Consider the following 16,377-nt stretch of genomic DNA (forward strand, 5'->3'; position numbering starts at 1 on the left):
AACGGCGAGGCGCGCGGTGGCATCCACGGAACGACAAGACGCATCGAAAGCGAACGGCGGCCCTGAGGGCGGCCTCGACGGGTGCCCCGAAGATTTGCCGCCCGGCCTGCGCTACGTCGACGATTCACGCCCCGGCTACACGCGGCAATGGATCGGCGGCGCGTTCGCGTACTTCAACACGCAGGGGCGGCGCATCGAGGACGAAGCCGAGATCCGGCGCATCAACGCGCTCGCGGTTCCGCCCGCCTACGTCGAGGTGTGGATCTGCCCCGATTCGCGCGGCCATCTTCAGGCGACGGGCCGCGACGCGCGCGGGCGCAAGCAGTACCGCTATCACCCGCAGTGGCGCGAGACGCGCGACGCCACCAAGTACGAGCGCCTGCTCGCCTTCGGCGCGGTGCTGCCGAAGCTGCGCGCACGCGTCGCGCGCGATCTGGCGCTCGGCGGCATGACCCGTGACAAGGTGCTCGCCACGGTCGTGCGCCTGCTCGACACGACGCTCATTCGCGTCGGCAGCGAGGAATACGCACGCGAGAACCGCTCGTACGGCCTCACGACGCTGCGCAAGAAGCACCTCAAGATGAGCGCCGGCACGCTGCGCTTCCAGTTTCGCGGCAAGAGCGGGATCGAGCATGACGTGGCGGTGAGCGATCCGCGCGTCGCGAAAATCGTCAGGCGCTGCATGGACCTGCCGGGCCAGGAACTGTTCCAGTATCTCGACGCCGACGGCGCGCGCCATGCGGTGACGTCCTCGGATATCAACGACTATCTGCGCGAGATCACCGGCGCCGACTTCACCGCGAAGGACTACCGCACCTGGGCGGGCAGCGTGTTCGCGCTCGCGGCGCTGCGGCGGTTGGCGTGGGAAACGGTGGCGGAGGCGCGCAAGCACGTGGTCGGCACGATCAGGGAGGTCGCGCAGGTGCTGCGCAACACGCCCGCCGTATGCCGCAAGTGCTACGTGCACCCCGCGGTGATCGAGGCGTTCGAGGCGGGCGAACTCGCCGGTTCGATTCCGGCGTCGCGCCGCCGCGGACTCAAGGCCGACGAGGCGGCGCTCGCCATCTTTCTCGACAAGGACGCGAAGCGCCGTGCGCGCGAAGCGGCGCGCAAGGAGCGCAGCGGCCGCAACGGCGCCGCGGCAAGCGATGCGCGCCTGACCGGCCTGCTCGCGAAGTCGAGCAGGAAGGCGAAGGCAGCCGCGCTGAAGGGCAGCGCGAAGGATGCGGCCGCGCAGGCGCTGCAGACGGTCGCGCGCAAGAGCGCCCGCAAGGCCGCGCGCCCCGCAGCGAAGAAGCTCGTCCGCACGCGCTCGCCGACCGCGCTCGCGATCGGCTGACTGCCTTCAGCCGACTTGATTCATCTCCAGCACGTAGTCGATCGTCTCGCCGTTCCAGTTGTATTCGAGATGCGCCGCGTGGCGGCAGTCGCGCAGCATCGTCGTGCGAAACGCCGCGAGACACTCGCCGCCCGCGTCGCGCACCGACGGATACGCGATCCCCGGCGCGCCTGCCTTGCGCGCCGCGCCGCCGAGCGCCTTGCCGGGGCCGTAGTCGTCGGGCGCGAGAATGCGCGGATCGAGCGCCGCCCCGGTGATCCGGTCGCCGCGCAGGTCCACCACCTCGCCGCGCGCGAGCACCGAGTAGAGGCGCATCTGCTGGCGCAGCGGCGCCTCGTTTGTCGCGGCGAGAAAGAGCCCCGAGTGATAGCGCGTTTCCGCAATCGCGGTCTGCCTGTCGCGTGCGCAGTAGAACACGCCGTAGCTGCCGTCGGAGAAGCGGCTGCCGTTCGGGTTCAGGTGCGTGAACGCGGCCATGATCGGACCGCAGCCCGGGCCGAAACAGCGCTCGTCGGGCGGCACGAGGTCGAATTCGCCGACTTCGGTGCGCAGGCGGTCGTTGGTCATGGCCTCGAGCGCGTAGAGCGCCTCGAAATCCTCCGGCGACGCCACGCGGTCGAACAGGTTGACGGCCGGAAAGCGGGTGGGAATCACGCGATACGCGGGCGACCAGTCGAGTTCGCCATGCGGCCAGCGTTCTCGCCAGTCATCGTGCCGAACGTCGCGCGGATCGTGTGAATCGCGATGCCCGGGTGCAGCATGTCGTTCTGTCACGCCCATCCGCCCCGCATAGCGTCGAGATACTGGCGGACCGCGACGAGATCGCTGACATTGCCGGCCAGCATCCGCTCGAGCGCCGGACGCCCGCCGAAAGGCGGGGCGCTGTTCGGGCGCTTCACCCAGGTATCGGCGGCTTCGGGCTGCGGCAGGAGGATTTGCAGCGCCTTGTAGATGCCGAGAATCAGCGACAGCCGCTCCAGCGTGTCGCGCCCGAGTCTCGCGGTTTGCGGCGCGGCTTTCCATTTGAAGAACGTGGAGCGGCCGGGGGAGCCGAGCAGGACGATCTGCTCGTCAGCGGATAGCGACCAGTCGTGGGCGATGTTGAAGAACGCGCGTAGGCCGGCGGCCGACAGGTCGCCCGGATTCAGCGCGGGACGCGCGGCCGGCTGGCCGGGCGGCGGGGAAATGGCGCGGGCGGCGTTTGACATGTGAGATAGTCTCCAACGGAACTTGATTTTTATGATAGTCCATATGTGGATTTGTTCAAGCGGTTTGTCAAGCGTCCGTTGTTTTGGCGCGGCGGGGTAGCCGCTCAATCCGCATCCGCGTCATCCGGTCCATACCGCCGTCCGGGAATGTGCGTTCGCATGACGTCGGCGATCTGCGAGGTGGTCGAGTCCGCCGGAACCACGCGGCGCTGCACGCACGGATCGTTCTTCAGCACCCATTCGACGAGCCGGTAGGGCCGTCCCCATGGCCGCTCGACCGGCGCCGACAGCCTGCATTCGTGCAGCGAAAGCGCGTGTTCGGCCCTCATCGCCGGCGCGAGATTCTGAAACGATGCCTTTCCAGTCATACCTCCCCCTCTCGATGTTCGTTGCCGTTGGGCGCGGCGCGCGGCCGCAAGCCGACAAAAAGAACCGCCGCACGAGGCGGCGGCAAAATGGTCGCGAATTCAGTGTCGCCGCCGAGAATTAAAGGCAACTTAAAGTCTGCGCGCCTTCTTTTCGCCGACACGGGCGCTACAAACGCTTACAACTGTATTGCGGCCGCGTGTCCACCGCGCTCGTTGATCCGGCGTTTTTGGGTGCATTCATGTCGAGCGGAGTTTGAGAATGAGCGCACAGATCAATTCGAATTCGGGCGGAAGCCGCATCCATCCGCTGATTGCCGGCGCATCGGTAGCCGTGATCCTGGCGAGCGTGACCGCGGTCGCCGCGATCACCGGCATCCTGCCGACGTCGAAAGCCGTCGGCACCGTGCCGTCAGCCGTGCCGCCCGCGCCGCCCGCAATGACTCAGGCTGCGCCGCAGCCGGCTGTTTCGCCGGCCGTCGCAGGGCCGGCGGTCGCGCCGCCCGTTCTCGCACAGGCGCCCGTCAAGCCGCGTGCGCCGGCGCATCGCCCGGCGAGCGCCCATCCCGCGACGGCCCCCGCCCAGGGAAACCAGTACGCCGGGGAACGCGCGCCTGCGATGGACCCGAATGTCGGCGAGGTGGTATCGGTGACGCCGGTGCAGGCGTCGCAGCCGACCACCGGCCTTGGCGCGCTGGGCGGCGCGGTGGCGGGCGGACTCATCGGCAATCAGTTCGGCGGCGGGCGCGGGAAGGTGGCGACGACTGTCGTCGGCGCGATCGGCGGCGGGCTGGCGGGCAACGGCATCGAGCACGCGGTGCGCAAACAGACCACGTACCGCGTCCAGGTGCGCATGGGCGACGGCAGCTACCGCGACTTCACCTACGATACCGTCCCGCCGGTGCAGGTCGGCGAACGCGTGCGGGCGGCGGGCTCGGGACTGAGCGCCGCGTGATCTCCGCCTGCACACGGCGGTAGATTTGCCGCCGTGTGCAGGCGTCTTCAAGCCTCTTTTGCGTCAGGCATATTAGCTTTAGGCATTTTCGCCACGCTCTTCACGTCTTCTTTTCGATCGCCCGACATTACTGTATATTCATACAGCTTAGTTGCAAGAAGAGGCACATCAAACGATGAATGCACGCAATGATTCCGTTGAAGCTGCCGCGCTCGAACGCTTCATGCGCGCCACGCGGGCCGTATCGGCCGCATTCGACGCCACACGCGGCGAGCCTGATTTCTCGCGCGGCGGCAAGTCCGTCGCACACGCGCTGAAACGCCTCGATGCCGCCTTGCAGGAACTCGAGACCTCGGAGCGCTCGCTCGACGCTATACTTTCGCGCGCTGCCGGTGCCGGTCACTAAATTCATGGAGCGATTGCCTTGAAGCCCCACATCCTCATCGTGTTGCCCTTGCTGGTTTCGTCGACGGTATTCGCGGCCGAGCGATACACCGAAGTCTGGAATCCGCCCGAGGCACAGGCTTCGAAGAGCAAGGCCAAGGCTCGCAATGTCGTGCCGGTGCAGACGAAGAAAAAGCGCAAGAGCATGACGACCGTCAAGAAGGTCGCCGACAAGACGTCCGTCGCGCAAACGGCCCCGGTGCCGCGCACAAAGACGGCGCCGAAGCAGTCGGAGCCGTCGTTGATCCTGCCGCGCAAGATCGGTCCGAACGGGCAGGTGCTGCGCGTGGCGTACCCGGGCGGCTGATGCGCGACACGCAATCCGCCAACGGTTGAAAGCAGAAGGGGCGCTCGAACGAGCGCCCCTTCTGCTTTGACGGGTGCGGCCGATCAGAACGCGGACCGCACCACGCCGCCGTCCACGCGCAACGCCGCGCCGTTCGTCGCCGACGACGCTTCCGAGCACACGTAGACCACCATGTTCGCCACTTCCTCGGTGGTCGCGAAGCGCTTGATCAGCGAACTCGGCCGCGCCGTCTCGAAAAAGATCTTCTCGAACTCGGCGAACGATTTTCCGGCCGCCATTTTCGTCGCCATTTCGCTGACGCCTTCCGAATGCGTCGGCCCCGGCAGCACCGAATTGACGGTCACGCCCGTGCCCGCGCAGCTCTCCGCCAGTCCGCGCGACAGCGCGAGCTGCGCGGTCTTCGTCATGCCGTAGTGGATCATCTCGACCGGAATCTGAATGCCGCTCTCGCTGCTGATGAACACCACGCGGCCCCAGTTCTTCTCCTTCATCTTCGGCAGATATGCGCGCGACAGACGCACGCCGGACATCACGTTGACGTCGTAGAAGCGTTGCCAGTCCTCGTCGGGGATATCCTCGAACGGCTTCGGATCGAAGATGCCGAGGTTGTTCACCAGCACGTCCACCGACGGATGGCGCGCGACGAGCGCATCGATGTCCTCGCGCCGCGACAGGTCGCCGGCGAAGCCTTCGAGCTTTGCGTCGGGTTGCTCCTTGCGAAGGAGCGCGAGCGCCTCGTCGACGGACTCCTGCGAGCGGCCATTGACGATCACGCGCGCGCCTTCGCGCGCGAGCCCCAGGGCGATTGCGAATCCGATGCCTTTCGTCGAGCCGGACACGAGCGCGAGTTTGTTGCCGAGGTGCAGGTTCATCGATCGACTCCTCAAAAAAACGCACGGTTGACGGGCCGCGTCGCGGCCGGTCAACCGTGTCGTGATTAACGGTCAATCGAGGAAGTTAGCACCGTTCTCCACTTGGCGCAGCGCGCCCTACAGTCGTCCCATGAGCAGCAGGACGATCACCACGATCAGCACGACGCCGAGAATCCCGCTCGGCCCGTAACCCCACGCCCGGCTGTGCGGCCAGGACGGAACGGCCCCGATCAGCAGCAGGATCAGGATGATCAGCAAGATGGTTCCGATCGTCATTTCGACTTCTCCTTATTCAAAGACCGCAGGATTCGACGGCACTCGCGCGCGCTCCTTGTGGGCAACGCCACGCCCCGCGGCGTCAGGTCCGACGCCGCGATGCCTCATGGTTGCGATCGACGACAAGGATTCAGCAAGCCCTGTGCCATGCGCCGGCAAGGCTTGTGCGAAAAGGGACGCGCGACGCGGGTCGCGGCGCGCGTCACGCGGGCAGGGAGAGGATCGGCAAGAATTGCATGCGGGCGAGAGCGTTTTGCAAGCTTCGCCGCGCGCAACGGTTCGAGATTCAGAACAGGCTGCGGAACACCCAGAACAGCAGGCCCGCAAGCGCGATGGATACCGGCAGCGTCAGCACCCACGCCATCGCGAGGCTGCGCACCGTGCGCCATTGCAGGCCGGAGCCGTTCGCGGCCATCGTCCCCGCGACGCCGGAGGAGAGCACGTGCGTCGTGCTGACGGGCAGGCCGTAGGCGTCGGCGGCGCCGATCGTCAGCATCGCGACGAGCTCGGCCGACGCGCCCTGCCCGTAGGTCAGGTGCGTCTTGCCGATGCGCTCGCCGACCGTCACGACGATCCGCTTCCAGCCGACCATCGTGCCGAGGCCGAGCGCGACGGCGACGGCCACCTTGACCCACGTGGGAATGAACTTCGTCGCGTGATCGAGCTGCGACTTGTAGTTGTGGAGGACCGCGGCGTCGTCGGCGGAGAAGGCGGGCGCATGCTGCTTGTCCATCAGGCGCAGCGCTTCCGAGGCGATGTACATGTCGTTGCGCACGTTGCTCACGCTGCCTTGCGGCACGCTTGCCATCGAGCCGCTCGGGCGGACCTGCGCGTCGATGCCCTCGACGACCTGCCTGAGCGCGATCACCGTGTCCGGTCCGAGCGTCTTCGTCTGCACGTAGTGTTCGACATCGGCGCGCGGATCGGCAACCGGCGCCGCGCCGCCGGTGTTGCGCCCGAGCACTTCCGACGCGTGATGGCTCACCGAGAGGAACGTCTGCATCTCGCCGGCCGTGACGGCCTTGTTCAATGCGTAGGCGGTCGGCACGGTGCCGATCAGGATCAGCATGATGAGGCCCATGCCCTTCTGGCCGTCGTTCGATCCGTGCGCGAACGACACGCCGGTGCAGGTCAGGATCAGCAGGCAGCGAATCCAGAACGGCGGCGGCGTGTTCTTTTCGGGCTCCTTGTAGAGCGCCGGCACCCGCACCACGAGCTTGAGCACGTACAGCAGGAAGCCCGCCAGAATGAAGCCGATCAGCGGCGAGAACAGCAGCGACTTGCCGACCGACAGCGCCTGGCTCCAGTCGACGCCCGACGTGCCGTTCGTGCCGTGGAGCATCTGATTCATCAGCCCGACGCCGATCACCGAACCGATCAGCGTATGCGAACTCGAAGAAGGTATGCCGAGCGCCCACGTGCCGAGGTTCCAGATGATCGCGGCGATCAGGAGCGCGAATACCATCGCGAAACCCTGCGACGAGCCGACGCCGATGATCAGCTCGACCGGCAGCAACTGGAGAATACCGAACGCGACCGCGCCGCTCGAGACCAGCACGCCGATGAAATTCCACGCGCCGGACCAGACGACAGCGAGGTTCGGCGTGAGCGAGTGGGTATAGATCACGGTTGCGACGGCGTTCGCGGTATCGTGGAAGCCGTTGACGAATTCGAAGCCGAGCGCGATCAGGAGCGCGACGCCGAGCAGCACATACGGAAGGATCGACGCCTGCCGCACCGGTTCGAGGTCCTGCAGCAGATGGGTGACGCAGTAAATGGCGCCAACGGCGATGATCAGCAGGAACAGCAGCAGCGCGAGCCGTTGCCCGGTCGAGCGGCCTTCTCGGGGCTTGGGAAAGGCGAGGTCGGTCATGGTACGTCCTTGGGTGGGCGTTGCGATGGGACGGCGCTTCCGGGTGCGGCGAACGGTCATGTTTGCATGCGCTTTGTGTCCCTTTGATGACGCGGCGGACCGCGCGAATTTGTCGGATCCAGGATCGGTGGCGGGCGCGTTTTTCTCGAGGTGTCTATGACGGTGTGGCTGGAACTGGCGCTCTACGCATTGGATGAACCTGCGGATCAGCTTGCCGCCGCGCTCGATTCGCTCGCGTCGTTCGGCGGCGCGAAGGGCGTGCGCATCGAGGTGTTCTCGCAGGAAATCGACATCGGCGTGCCGGACTGGCAACTGAGCGTCGACACCGAAGGCGCCGCGCGCACCGTTCGCGCTGTCCACTGCATGCAGCCCGCCTTGCCCGGCCTGTCGCGCTATCGGGTATTCGCGCGGCCCGTGAGCGGCAGCACCGCCGAGTCGCTGCAGGATCTCATCGCGTCCGACGACGCCCTCGCGAAACCGCTGGCAAAAGCCGGGGACGCGCCGCGCGGCGCCGGGCGCGACATCCTGCGCATCGAATGGCGGGCGCAGATGAACGGCACGAGCATCCTCGCGAGACTCGAATCCGGACGCGGCGAGCGGGCGGCGCTGCGGCTCGCAGTGCCGCTTGCGGACGGCGCCGGCGCGCCGGAGTCGCCCGATGTGCCCGAATCGCTCGTCAGGCTCGCGTACGAAGTGATCGACCGCGCGCCGTTTTTCGTCGCGGCCCGCGACGCGCATGCCGCGAGCGCGGAGCCGGTGCATGCGTCGAAGCTCGATCTGCCGCTCGACGCGACGCCGCGCGAGGCGTTCGCGGCGATCCTGGCATCGGTGGCGTCGCACTGGTTCGGCAACGACTTCGCGGGGCGCACGTCGCTCGATGTCGAGCATGTGCATCAATTGCGCGTCGCGCAGCGGCGGCTCAGGACGGCGCTCAAGATATTTCCCGAATACGTCGACGACGCGTGGAACGAGACCATCGCGCCCGACCTGAAATGGTTCGGCGGCGTGCTCGCCGACGCCCGCGACTGGGACGTCTTCACCGATACGACGCTCCCCGCGTATGCCGGCGCCGACGATGATCCCGAATCGTGGCGGCCCGCGATCGACGCCGCGGACGCACGCCGCCGCGCGGCTCGCGAGGCGGCTCGCGAGGCGCTGCATTCGAAGCGCTACACGCGGCTCACGCTGCATTTCATCGCGTGGCTCGCGCGTCTCGCGATGCGCGGCGGCGACGAGTCCGCGACGCTTGCGCACTACGCGCGCAGGCGCATCCGCAAGCAGTTCCGGAAGATCGAGGGCGTGCCAGACTTGACGACGCTCGATGCGCACGCGCGGCACCGCGTGCGCATCCACGCCAAGCGCCTGCGCTATGCGCTCGAATTCTTCCGCTCGCTCACGACGCAGCGCACGCGCGACAAGGTGGCGAGGCAGCTCGGACGCCTGCAGACGGTGCTCGGCGAAGCGAACGACGCCGCCGTCGCCGCGCAGCGTCTTGCGCGCATCGCCGAGGCAACCGATTACCAGCGCGGATTCGCGCGCGCCTGGGCCGCCGCGGCGCAACGGCGCGACGCGGAGGAAGGCGAGCGCGTGCTGCGCTCGGTCGGACGTCCGCGCGTGAGGGCGTCGCTATAATCGGCGCGAACTCCGTCACCGCCATCGTCACCGCGCCGTCTGGCGCATTCCTTCAGCGCCGAACCATGACCCACCCGACCCACCCGACCCGCCCGTCCCGCGACCCGCTCGAAGTCGGCGGCTCCGTATGGCTGCAAAGCGGCACGCAGACACTCGGCGGCGCGGCGCGCATCGCGCTGCTCGCGGCGATCCGCGAAACCGGCTCGATCACGGGCGCGGCGAAGGCGGTCGGCATGAGCTACAAGGCGGCGTGGGACGCGATCGACACCATGAACAATCTCGCGGGCGAGCCGCTCGTCGTGCGCGCGAGCGGCGGCAAGGGCGGCGGCGGCACGACGCTGACCGCGCCGGCGCTGCGCCTGATCGAAACGTTCCGCACGATCGAGCGCGAGCATCGCAGGTTTCTTGAACGCGCGGGGGCAGCGATAGAAGGCTTCGCGGCGGACTGGCAACTCATCGGAAGAATCGGCATGCGCACGAGCGCGCGCAATCAGCTGGCCGGCAAGGTGACGAGGGTGACGCGCGGCGCGGTCAACGACGAGGTCGAACTCGCGCTCGCAGGCGGGCAGGCGATCGTCGCCGTGCTCACGCACGAGAGCACCGAAGCGCTCGGTCTCACGCCGGGCAGCGACGCGTTCGCGCTCATCAAGGCGTCGTGGGTGCTGCTGATGGCGGATGAGCCGGCCCGGCTGTCCGCGCGCAACCAGCTGCGCGGAACCGTCTCGCGCGTGACGCGGGGCGCCGTGAACGCGGAGGTGTCGCTCGCGCTCGACGAATCGACGACGGTCACGGCCGTCATCACCAATCAGAGCCTCGATATGCTCGCGCTTTCCGAGGGCGAGCGGGCTGTCGCGGTGTTCAAGGCGTCGAGCGTGATTCTCGGTGTGAACGACTGACGCGCTGCAAAAGCGCCGCGCGTTCAGACGATTGCGGGATGCGTGAGAGGCGCGTCGGTGCGGCGCGTAGGCGTGTAGTGGCGCTCGGCCTTCCAGCGCGCGCGCACGTACGGGCGCTCGTGTCCCGACAAGTGGAGCGCGATTTCGGTGATCCAGTGCTGCGTGGGCACCGGAATGCCGTGCAGCGTGATCGCGACCAGCGCGAGGCTGGCCGCGACGGGCGTCGCCGACAGCTTGCCCGCCTCCGCCTGCCAGGCGAGCCGCGCGAACAGCAGCGCGACGATCGCGCCGAGCCCGCAGCCCGCGACGACCTCCGATATCGAGTGCGCGTTCAGCACGATCCGCGACACGCCCACCACCACGCCGGCGACGAGCCCGAGCAGCACGCCCGACGCGCGGATCGCCGAGCGCGCAGGCAACAGCGCGACGAAGAGGGCGACCGGCAGGACGGCGGTGGCGACCATCGCGTGCCCGCTGATGCCGGTGAAATCCCAGTCGCGCAGGCCGATGCCCCAGCCCAGGAAGGCGATTTTCGTGAGGCAGACGGCGCCGCTCGCGGCGGCGAGGAGCGCGAGCCAGCTGCACGCGTAGCGCCACGGATAGCCGAATGCGAGCCATGCGGCAGCGGCGAGCGCGAGCGGAATCATCACGCCGACGCTGCCGAGCGCGGTAATCGAAAGCCAGAGCGAAAGCGGGAAATCGGGCATTTACGTTGGATTCGGGACGGGAACGAACGTTGCTGCAACGCGGTAACGCGCGGCCGCCGACAGGCTCGCCGGACGTGCGGCCGGCGGCGCGTTGACGGGACTCGACAGTATAACGGTCTAAGTCTTTGCTGAATTTTCCCCCAACGATCGCAGGCTTGGTCGATAAATTGTCGCTAATTTCTGCCATATAACGGCAATTTTCTTTATTACTCGATATTAATCCGCATCTTGCAACAAAGGCGTGCGCCCAACGGCGCCCGAACGATGTTATTGTGCATCGCACAACCTGAGGCGCGTGCTGGATGTCGCGCCGTCCGATCTGCAAGTTTGTGGAGGCACTTTCGATGCCAAAAAGTCTGACCAACCTCTGGCTGCGCGGTTTGCGCCGGCTGATTTCGAGCAATACCGAACCGCTGCGCGCGCCGAAGACCCGCGCCCCTGCGAAACCGAAGCGCGCCAAGACGGCGAAGCCGGTGCAACCGGTGAAACCGGCGAGCGCGCCCAAAGCGGCGCCGGCCCAGCGTTCGGCCACCCGGCCCGTCCCGCACGAATCGCGGGTGCGGCCCCGCGCCTCGGCGTGGGCGCGCGGAAAGTGGGCACGCTCGTTTCATTCCGCGCCGCCGACGGCCGGCCGCTTCGTCAATCACCTGTCGTACGCGCTCTATCTGCCGCCCGGCGCGGCGCTCGAACGCATGCCGCTCGTCGTGATGCTGCACGGCTGCAAGCAGAACGCCGATCAATTCGCGCAGGGCACGCGCATCAACCTGCTCGCCGACCGTTACGGCTTTGCCGTCCTGTATCCCGAGCAATCGAAGCACGAGCACGCGCACCGCTGCTGGCGCTGGTACGACGAATCGGGCGCCGCGGGCGGCGGCGAGGCGGCGTCGGTCGTGTCGCTGGTGAAGGCGGTCGTCGCCCAGCACCGGCTCGACGGTGAGCGCGTGTATCTCGCCGGAATGTCGGCGGGTGCGGGCCTGGCTGCGCTTTTGGCGGTGCGCTATCCGTCGGTGTTCGCGGCCGTGGGGCTGCATTCGGGCGTGGTCTTCGGCGAGGCGCACTCCGCGATCAGCGCAATGGACGTCATGCGGCGCGGCAGCCGCAGCGACCCGGTTGCGCTGATCGATGCCGCCGTCGATGTCCGCAGCTACCCCGGCATGCCGGCGGTCATCGTGCATGGCGAACTGGATTCGGTGGTCGCGTCGGCGAATGCGGATCAGCTGACGTCGCAATTTCTGCGGCTCAACGGCTTCATCGACGCCACGGGTGCGCGCCGCGCCGGGGAAACGCGGGAAGAGGTGCAGCCGGACGGCGTCGTACGGGACTTCGTGAAGAGCGGGCGCCGCGTGGTGAAGACCTGCATCGTGCGTGGACTCGGCCATTCGTGGGCCGGCGGCGACGATACGGTCGCGTTCCATTCATCGAAGGGGCCGGACTCCGCGGCCGTGATGTGGGATTTCTTCAAGCATCAGCGGCGCCTGAAGCAGGGCAGCCCCGACGAACTGCTCGCCTGACGGTCTTCCAGCGCGACCGGTGTTGCAATTTTGCGTTTGGGATCAGCGCACTAAAGCAAAGGAGTGGTGTTTGATTAGGGAATACCCTATACTGTGTCCATTGTAGGTAATTACCCTGATTCCGGAGGTCCCCATGTATCTGCTTAGCCAGCTCTTCCTTTTCCTGACCAAGTCGTTCGACCAGCGCGAAAAGGAACGCGACGACGCCTATCTGGCAGAAGCCACCGACATCTACGATCTCGAATATCGTATGAAGAAGCTGGACCGCCGTGCTTCGCCGCGTCATCCGTCGTGGCTTTCGCAGTAAGCATCAGGCGCCTTCAGGCGCGGCGCTTCACATCGAGCGCATGTTGAACGCAAATGCCGGCTTCCCAGCCGGCATTTGCGTTTCTGGCACGGGCGACGAAAACCGGGCCGACCTCAGCCCGGCTTTGGCCCAGCGTCAGGCCAGCTTCACGCGCACGGGCACATTGTTGCGCGTCGCATTCGAGTACGGGCAGACCTGGTGGGCCGCGTCGACGAGCTTTTGCGCTTCGTCGGAGGGCAGGCCCGGCAGCGCGACGCGCAATTCGATGTCGAGCGCGAATCCGCCCTTGTCGTTCGGGCCGACGCCCACGTCCGCGGTGACCGTGGTGTCCGCGGGCAGCGCGCGCTTCTGCTGTCCGGCGACGAATTTCATTGCGCTCAGGAAACACGCCGAGTAACCGGCTGCGAAGAGCTGCTCCGGATTCGTGCCCGGCGCGCCCGTGCCTCCCAGCGCTTTCGGCGCGCTCAGTTTCACGTCGAGTTGTTCATCCGACGATACCGCCCGGCCATCGCGGCCGCCTGTGCTCGTTGCCGTCGCCGTGTACAGAATGCTCATGACTTTCTCCTTGGATGGGTAGCCGCCATTGCGGCCGATTGATTTCGGTACTGCCTGAGTTCGATGCTGCATCACCACGGGGAGAAATATACCGTGCTAATAATTAGTGTACAAAGTAAATTTTGCCAATGGATGCGGTTGATTGCATTTATCGAAGGTAATTCTAGTTGCCGATGTATTCGTTCAGCGACGCGCGCAGCCGAACCAGTTCGTCGCGCAGACGCATCAGGCTTATGGCATCCGAGCCCGCCGCGCAGAAGATTTCAGGCGGAATGTCGTGCGCGGACTGTTTGAGCGCGCGGCCCGCGTCGGTGAGGCGGATATGGACCTGGCGTTCGTCTGCGACGCCGCGCACCCGCTCAACGTAGCCTTGTGCTTCGAGGCGCTTGAGCAGGGGCGTCATCGTCGCGGAATCGAGGCTCAGGCGGCCCGCGATCTCCTTCACCGTCAGGTCGTCGCCCTCCCAGAGCACGAGCATCGCCAGATATTGCGGATAGGTCAGCCCGAGCCTTTCCAGCAACGGCTTGTAGGCTTTCGTCATCGCGAGCGACGTCGAGTAGAGCGCAAAGCACAACTGCTGATCGAGTTCGAGCGGGAAATTCTGAGGCGAAGTCATGGCAGAAGGCCCGGGAGCGCCGGAAGCGTCGAATGGCCGAAGCGGCCGATAACGCTAGTGTACGTAATCCTTCGCGTGCAAATGAATATGGGCGCCCGGAGGCGCCCGCAAATGCTTTCTGGCGGCGTCAGACGCCCGGCGCGTCCGAGGCGCCGGGAATGTCCGGCGTATCCGGCGATTGCACGCCGAAGCAGCCGCGATACGTGGCGTAAAACGAGCAGTAGAGGGCGGTGGTGATGAGAATCGACGCGGGCATCAGCACCGCGAGCGCCATCTCCTGCCCCGCGCCGAGCGCCTGCATCAGCGCGGTCAGTCCGAACGACACCGCCAGCGCGATCACGATCCAGAGCACGCCATAGAACACGAACGCGCCGCGGTTGCGCCAGCAACTGACGAAGCTGAAGAAAAGCGCCTTCGCCGGCGAGACATCGTGCCAGGCGACGAGGATCGGCGCGAACCAGAACAGCATCGCGACCGGGATGTAGCAGGCCATCGCGAGCAGCACGGCGAGCGGGCTGAAGCTTGCCGCCACGGTTTCCGGATCTCCGGTCGGGCCGCTGCCGAGCATCATGCTCAGCAGGACGCCGCCGTCGACGAGCGCCGACAGCGCGAAGATCACGCCCATCGCAACGATGTAGATCGCGCCGAGGATCAGGAGCCGCCGCGAAACGACGTTGCCGTAAGAGCGGAATCCGTCGACGAGAATGGTCGGCCAGACGGGCTTGCCCGCGATCGTATTGCGGCACGCGGCCATGAAGCCGACGGCCACGCCCGGAATGACCAGGAGCGGGAGGATCGGGCCGATCACCGGAATGCGCGAGATCAGCGTCATGACGAACAGATACGCGAAGAACACCGTAAGAAACGCAAGCGGGTTTCGGCGGAACAGCCAGATACCCTGGCGGAACCACACGTAACCGGTTTTGGCGGGGACTTCGATCAGTTGCATGGATGGCTTACCGTGTGACGGGAGAGGGCGCGGCTTTGACGCGCTCGCGCAGGATGCGTTCGAAATGACCCGGATCGTGCGGTTTGAGCATCTCGGCTTCGCGCGGACGATAGAAGTCGTAGAGTCGCGAGATCCAGAACCGCATCGCGCCGGCGCGCAGCATGTCGTTCCAGTGCCGCTCCTCGGCGGGCGTGAACGGCCGCACGGTCTGGTAGGCCCGCAGCATCGCATCGACGCGCGCGCGGTCGAGCACGCCCGTTGCGAGGTCGATGCACCAGTCGTTCACGCACACGGCGACATCGAAGAGCCATTTGTCGACGCCCGCGAAGTAGAAGTCGAAGAAGCCTCCGAGGCGCACGTGATCCGCCGTGTGCGAAAAGAGCACGTTGTCGCGGAAGAGGTCGCAGTGGCACGGGCCTTCGGGCAGCGACGCGTAGTCGGCCGAGCCGAAGAACGCGGCCTGGTGCGCGAGTTCGGAGTCGATCAGCGCGCGCTGGTCGTCGCTCAGGAACGGCACGACGGCCGGCGCGTTCGCCTGCCACCACGACAGGCTGCGCAGATTGTGCTGATGCTGCGCGAAGTCGCGGCCGGCGAGGTGCAGGCGCGCGAGCATCTGGCCGACCTCGATGCAGTGCGCAGGCGTGGGCGAGAGTTCGGGCGCGCCTTCGAGCTTCGTTACGATCGTCGCGGGCTTGCCGTTCAGCTCGCCGGAGAGCGACCCGTCGCGGCGCGGCATCGGATCGGGCACCGGCACGCGATGCGACGCCAGATGCCGCATCAGGTCGAGGTAGAACGGCAGTTGCGTGGCGCTCAGGTTTTCGAAGATTGTCAGCACGTACTGGCCGTGCGTCGTCGTCAGGAAGAAGTTGCTGTTTTCGATGCCGGACTGGATGCCGCGAAATTCGACGACATCGCCGAGATCGTAGTTTTGCAGCCAGTCTTCGAGCTGGGAAGCGGTGACAGGAGTAAATACGGCCATGCAGGGAACGTCGGTCAGGTTTTACGGCTGGCGCGATCGGCGCATGACGCGCGACGCCGCCAGTCTCGCGGGCCGCGCGCGGCTGCGGCCCGAAGCGGCTCGGGGAACTTCGCGGGCGAATCCGCCGACGGCGTCAATAGCGCAGATTCACGGACGGCAGGCGCGTGCTCGCCTTGCCGTTGTCGCGCACGGTGGGCGAGGTGTCGGCAGGGGCGCTCATCTGGTAGCGCGTGCCGAAATTCGACTGCACGTTGATCTCGACGGGCTTGCCCTTGTCGCGATACTCGGTGATTTCCGTGCCATTCGTGCTTTTTTCGTGATAGCTCGGCAGGCGCGGCGGCGAAATCTCGACCTGCGAGTGCGCCTGCGCGGGCGGGCGGTTGATCGCCTTGAGATCGGGGAGTCCCGCGGCTTCTTCTGGCGACATCGTGCGCGCCGGTGGCTGGTCTGCCGCGGGCGCCGGCTGCGCGATCGCGCTCAGGGTGCCGGCGGCAAGGACTGCCGCGACGACGGCAGAAAGAAGCGGCTTCATGATGATTCTCCAAATGAGTGGCCGGATTTTAGCAAAACGCACCCGCAAAGGGAC

General features: G+C 66.5%; 20 protein-coding genes. 8 read left to right on the plus strand and 12 right to left on the minus strand.

What is annotated here, in order from left to right; genetic code table 11:
* Positions 1 to 16: 16 nt before the first annotated feature.
* A complete protein-coding gene (locus BG61_RS19155; RefSeq protein ID WP_051672651.1) occupies positions 17 to 1,339 on the plus strand; it encodes a DNA topoisomerase IB in 1,323 nt (440 codons plus the stop codon).
* A 6-nt stretch (positions 1,340 to 1,345) separates the two neighbouring features.
* Here BG61_RS19155 and BG61_RS19160 read toward each other — a convergent pair whose 3' ends face one another.
* The 3 genes from BG61_RS19160 to BG61_RS19170 form a co-directional block, all read right to left on the minus strand.
* Positions 1,346 to 2,113 carry an RES family NAD+ phosphorylase gene (locus tag BG61_RS19160; RefSeq protein WP_232255998.1) on the minus strand — a complete coding sequence of 256 codons (768 nt, stop codon included), beginning with the start codon at positions 2,111 to 2,113 and terminating at the stop codon, positions 1,346 to 1,348.
* Positions 2,110 to 2,547 carry an MbcA/ParS/Xre antitoxin family protein gene (locus BG61_RS19165; protein ID WP_035927294.1) on the minus strand — a complete coding sequence of 146 codons (438 nt, stop codon included), beginning with the start codon at positions 2,545 to 2,547 and terminating at the stop codon, positions 2,110 to 2,112. Before BG61_RS19165 ends, BG61_RS19160 begins: the two co-directional genes overlap by 4 nt.
* Before the next feature lie 104 nt (positions 2,548 to 2,651).
* Positions 2,652 to 2,915, minus strand: a complete 264-nt coding sequence (locus BG61_RS19170; RefSeq protein WP_035927292.1) for a DUF2866 domain-containing protein — start codon at positions 2,913 to 2,915, stop codon at positions 2,652 to 2,654.
* A gap of 259 nt (positions 2,916 to 3,174) precedes the next feature.
* Between BG61_RS19170 and BG61_RS19175 the strand changes: the two genes are divergently transcribed.
* The 3 genes from BG61_RS19175 to BG61_RS19185 all read left to right on the plus strand — a co-directional run bounded on the left by BG61_RS19175 (position 3,175) and on the right by BG61_RS19185 (position 4,618).
* Positions 3,175 to 3,867: an outer membrane lipoprotein gene (locus BG61_RS19175; protein WP_035927288.1), complete on the plus strand. Its 693-nt coding sequence runs from the start codon at positions 3,175 to 3,177 to the stop codon at positions 3,865 to 3,867.
* A gap of 175 nt (positions 3,868 to 4,042) precedes the next feature.
* Positions 4,043 to 4,273 carry a hypothetical protein gene (locus tag BG61_RS19180; RefSeq protein WP_035927286.1) on the plus strand — a complete coding sequence of 77 codons (231 nt, stop codon included), beginning with the start codon at positions 4,043 to 4,045 and terminating at the stop codon, positions 4,271 to 4,273.
* A gap of 18 nt (positions 4,274 to 4,291) precedes the next feature.
* Positions 4,292 to 4,618 carry a hypothetical protein gene (locus tag BG61_RS19185; RefSeq protein ID WP_035927283.1) on the plus strand — a complete coding sequence of 109 codons (327 nt, stop codon included), beginning with the start codon at positions 4,292 to 4,294 and terminating at the stop codon, positions 4,616 to 4,618.
* Between the two features lie 83 nt (positions 4,619 to 4,701).
* Here BG61_RS19185 and BG61_RS19190 read toward each other — a convergent pair whose 3' ends face one another.
* The 3 genes from BG61_RS19190 to BG61_RS19200 form a co-directional block, all read right to left on the minus strand.
* Positions 4,702 to 5,490: an SDR family NAD(P)-dependent oxidoreductase gene (locus tag BG61_RS19190; protein WP_035927280.1), complete on the minus strand. Its 789-nt coding sequence runs from the start codon at positions 5,488 to 5,490 to the stop codon at positions 4,702 to 4,704.
* 117 nt (positions 5,491 to 5,607) lie between these two features.
* Complete coding sequence (locus BG61_RS40155; RefSeq protein WP_035927278.1) at positions 5,608 to 5,766, minus strand: DUF3309 family protein; 159 nt, start codon at positions 5,764 to 5,766, stop codon at positions 5,608 to 5,610.
* 286 nt (positions 5,767 to 6,052) lie between these two features.
* Positions 6,053 to 7,639 (minus strand): inorganic phosphate transporter, encoded by a 1,587-nt coding sequence (locus tag BG61_RS19200; RefSeq protein ID WP_035927275.1) that lies wholly within the window; start codon positions 7,637 to 7,639, stop codon positions 6,053 to 6,055.
* 156 nt (positions 7,640 to 7,795) lie between these two features.
* On the opposite strand from BG61_RS19200, the gene BG61_RS19205 reads away from it, so the two are divergent.
* The gene (locus BG61_RS19205) at positions 7,796 to 9,271 is read left to right on the plus strand and encodes a CHAD domain-containing protein (RefSeq protein ID WP_035927272.1); all 1,476 of its coding nucleotides are present in this window, start codon (positions 7,796 to 7,798) and stop codon (positions 9,269 to 9,271) included.
* 65 nt (positions 9,272 to 9,336) lie between these two features.
* Complete coding sequence (locus tag BG61_RS19210; RefSeq protein ID WP_035941793.1) at positions 9,337 to 10,167, plus strand: TOBE domain-containing protein; 831 nt, start codon at positions 9,337 to 9,339, stop codon at positions 10,165 to 10,167.
* A 23-nt stretch (positions 10,168 to 10,190) separates the two neighbouring features.
* Here BG61_RS19210 and BG61_RS19215 read toward each other — a convergent pair whose 3' ends face one another.
* On the minus strand, positions 10,191 to 10,874 hold the full coding sequence (locus BG61_RS19215; RefSeq protein ID WP_035931305.1) for a phosphatase PAP2 family protein: 684 nt from the start codon (positions 10,872 to 10,874) through the stop codon (positions 10,191 to 10,193).
* Positions 10,875 to 11,218: 344 nt separating this feature from the next.
* Here BG61_RS19215 and BG61_RS19220 point away from each other — a divergent pair, with 344 nt between their 5' ends.
* Together BG61_RS19220 and BG61_RS40160 are read left to right on the plus strand one after the other, a co-directional pair.
* Positions 11,219 to 12,385, plus strand: a complete 1,167-nt coding sequence (locus tag BG61_RS19220) for an extracellular catalytic domain type 1 short-chain-length polyhydroxyalkanoate depolymerase (RefSeq protein WP_035931356.1) — start codon at positions 11,219 to 11,221, stop codon at positions 12,383 to 12,385.
* 133 nt (positions 12,386 to 12,518) lie between these two features.
* The gene (locus BG61_RS40160; RefSeq protein ID WP_075584187.1) at positions 12,519 to 12,692 is read left to right on the plus strand and encodes a DUF3563 family protein; all 174 of its coding nucleotides are present in this window, start codon (positions 12,519 to 12,521) and stop codon (positions 12,690 to 12,692) included.
* 135 nt (positions 12,693 to 12,827) lie between these two features.
* On the opposite strand, the gene BG61_RS19225 is transcribed toward BG61_RS40160, so the two are convergent.
* The 5 genes from BG61_RS19225 to BG61_RS19245 form a co-directional block, all read right to left on the minus strand.
* A complete protein-coding gene (locus tag BG61_RS19225) occupies positions 12,828 to 13,247 on the minus strand; it encodes an organic hydroperoxide resistance protein (RefSeq protein WP_035931303.1) in 420 nt (139 codons plus the stop codon).
* A 163-nt stretch (positions 13,248 to 13,410) separates the two neighbouring features.
* Positions 13,411 to 13,863, minus strand: coding sequence for a MarR family winged helix-turn-helix transcriptional regulator (locus BG61_RS19230; protein ID WP_035931301.1), 453 nt, complete (start codon positions 13,861 to 13,863; stop codon positions 13,411 to 13,413).
* 127 nt (positions 13,864 to 13,990) lie between these two features.
* Positions 13,991 to 14,812 carry a BPSS1780 family membrane protein gene (locus BG61_RS19235; protein WP_035931299.1) on the minus strand — a complete coding sequence of 274 codons (822 nt, stop codon included), beginning with the start codon at positions 14,810 to 14,812 and terminating at the stop codon, positions 13,991 to 13,993.
* A gap of 7 nt (positions 14,813 to 14,819) precedes the next feature.
* Complete coding sequence (locus BG61_RS19240) at positions 14,820 to 15,791, minus strand: homoserine kinase (protein ID WP_035931296.1); 972 nt, start codon at positions 15,789 to 15,791, stop codon at positions 14,820 to 14,822.
* A 133-nt stretch (positions 15,792 to 15,924) separates the two neighbouring features.
* Positions 15,925 to 16,323: a hypothetical protein gene (locus BG61_RS19245; protein ID WP_035931294.1), complete on the minus strand. Its 399-nt coding sequence runs from the start codon at positions 16,321 to 16,323 to the stop codon at positions 15,925 to 15,927.
* Positions 16,324 to 16,377 lie beyond the last annotated feature (54 nt).

The sequence above is a fragment of the Caballeronia glathei genome (assembly GCF_000698595.1).
Lineage (GTDB): Bacteria > Pseudomonadota > Gammaproteobacteria > Burkholderiales > Burkholderiaceae > Caballeronia > Caballeronia glathei.

Coding starts and splice junctions, on each gene's coding strand:
- BG61_RS19235 (WP_035931299.1), bottom strand. CDS start 14,812: ATGCAACTGATCGAAGTCCCCGCCAAAACCGGTTACGTGTGGTTCCGC.
- BG61_RS19215 (WP_035931305.1), bottom strand. CDS start 10,874: ATGCCCGATTTCCCGCTTTCGCTCTGGCTTTCGATTACCGCGCTCGGC.
- BG61_RS40160 (WP_075584187.1), top strand. CDS start 12,519: ATGTATCTGCTTAGCCAGCTCTTCCTTTTCCTGACCAAGTCGTTCGAC.
- BG61_RS19170 (WP_035927292.1), bottom strand. CDS start 2,915: ATGACTGGAAAGGCATCGTTTCAGAATCTCGCGCCGGCGATGAGGGCC.
- BG61_RS19225 (WP_035931303.1), bottom strand. CDS start 13,247: ATGAGCATTCTGTACACGGCGACGGCAACGAGCACAGGCGGCCGCGAT.
- BG61_RS19210 (WP_035941793.1), top strand. CDS start 9,337: ATGACCCACCCGACCCACCCGACCCGCCCGTCCCGCGACCCGCTCGAA.
- BG61_RS19165 (WP_035927294.1), bottom strand. CDS start 2,547: ATGTCAAACGCCGCCCGCGCCATTTCCCCGCCGCCCGGCCAGCCGGCC.
- BG61_RS19245 (WP_035931294.1), bottom strand. CDS start 16,323: ATGAAGCCGCTTCTTTCTGCCGTCGTCGCGGCAGTCCTTGCCGCCGGC.
- BG61_RS19190 (WP_035927280.1), bottom strand. CDS start 5,490: ATGAACCTGCACCTCGGCAACAAACTCGCGCTCGTGTCCGGCTCGACG.
- BG61_RS19175 (WP_035927288.1), top strand. CDS start 3,175: ATGAGCGCACAGATCAATTCGAATTCGGGCGGAAGCCGCATCCATCCG.
- BG61_RS19200 (WP_035927275.1), bottom strand. CDS start 7,639: ATGACCGACCTCGCCTTTCCCAAGCCCCGAGAAGGCCGCTCGACCGGG.
- BG61_RS19205 (WP_035927272.1), top strand. CDS start 7,796: ATGACGGTGTGGCTGGAACTGGCGCTCTACGCATTGGATGAACCTGCG.
- BG61_RS19180 (WP_035927286.1), top strand. CDS start 4,043: ATGAATGCACGCAATGATTCCGTTGAAGCTGCCGCGCTCGAACGCTTC.
- BG61_RS19230 (WP_035931301.1), bottom strand. CDS start 13,863: ATGACTTCGCCTCAGAATTTCCCGCTCGAACTCGATCAGCAGTTGTGC.
- BG61_RS19240 (WP_035931296.1), bottom strand. CDS start 15,791: ATGGCCGTATTTACTCCTGTCACCGCTTCCCAGCTCGAAGACTGGCTG.
- BG61_RS40155 (WP_035927278.1), bottom strand. CDS start 5,766: ATGACGATCGGAACCATCTTGCTGATCATCCTGATCCTGCTGCTGATC.
- BG61_RS19220 (WP_035931356.1), top strand. CDS start 11,219: ATGCCAAAAAGTCTGACCAACCTCTGGCTGCGCGGTTTGCGCCGGCTG.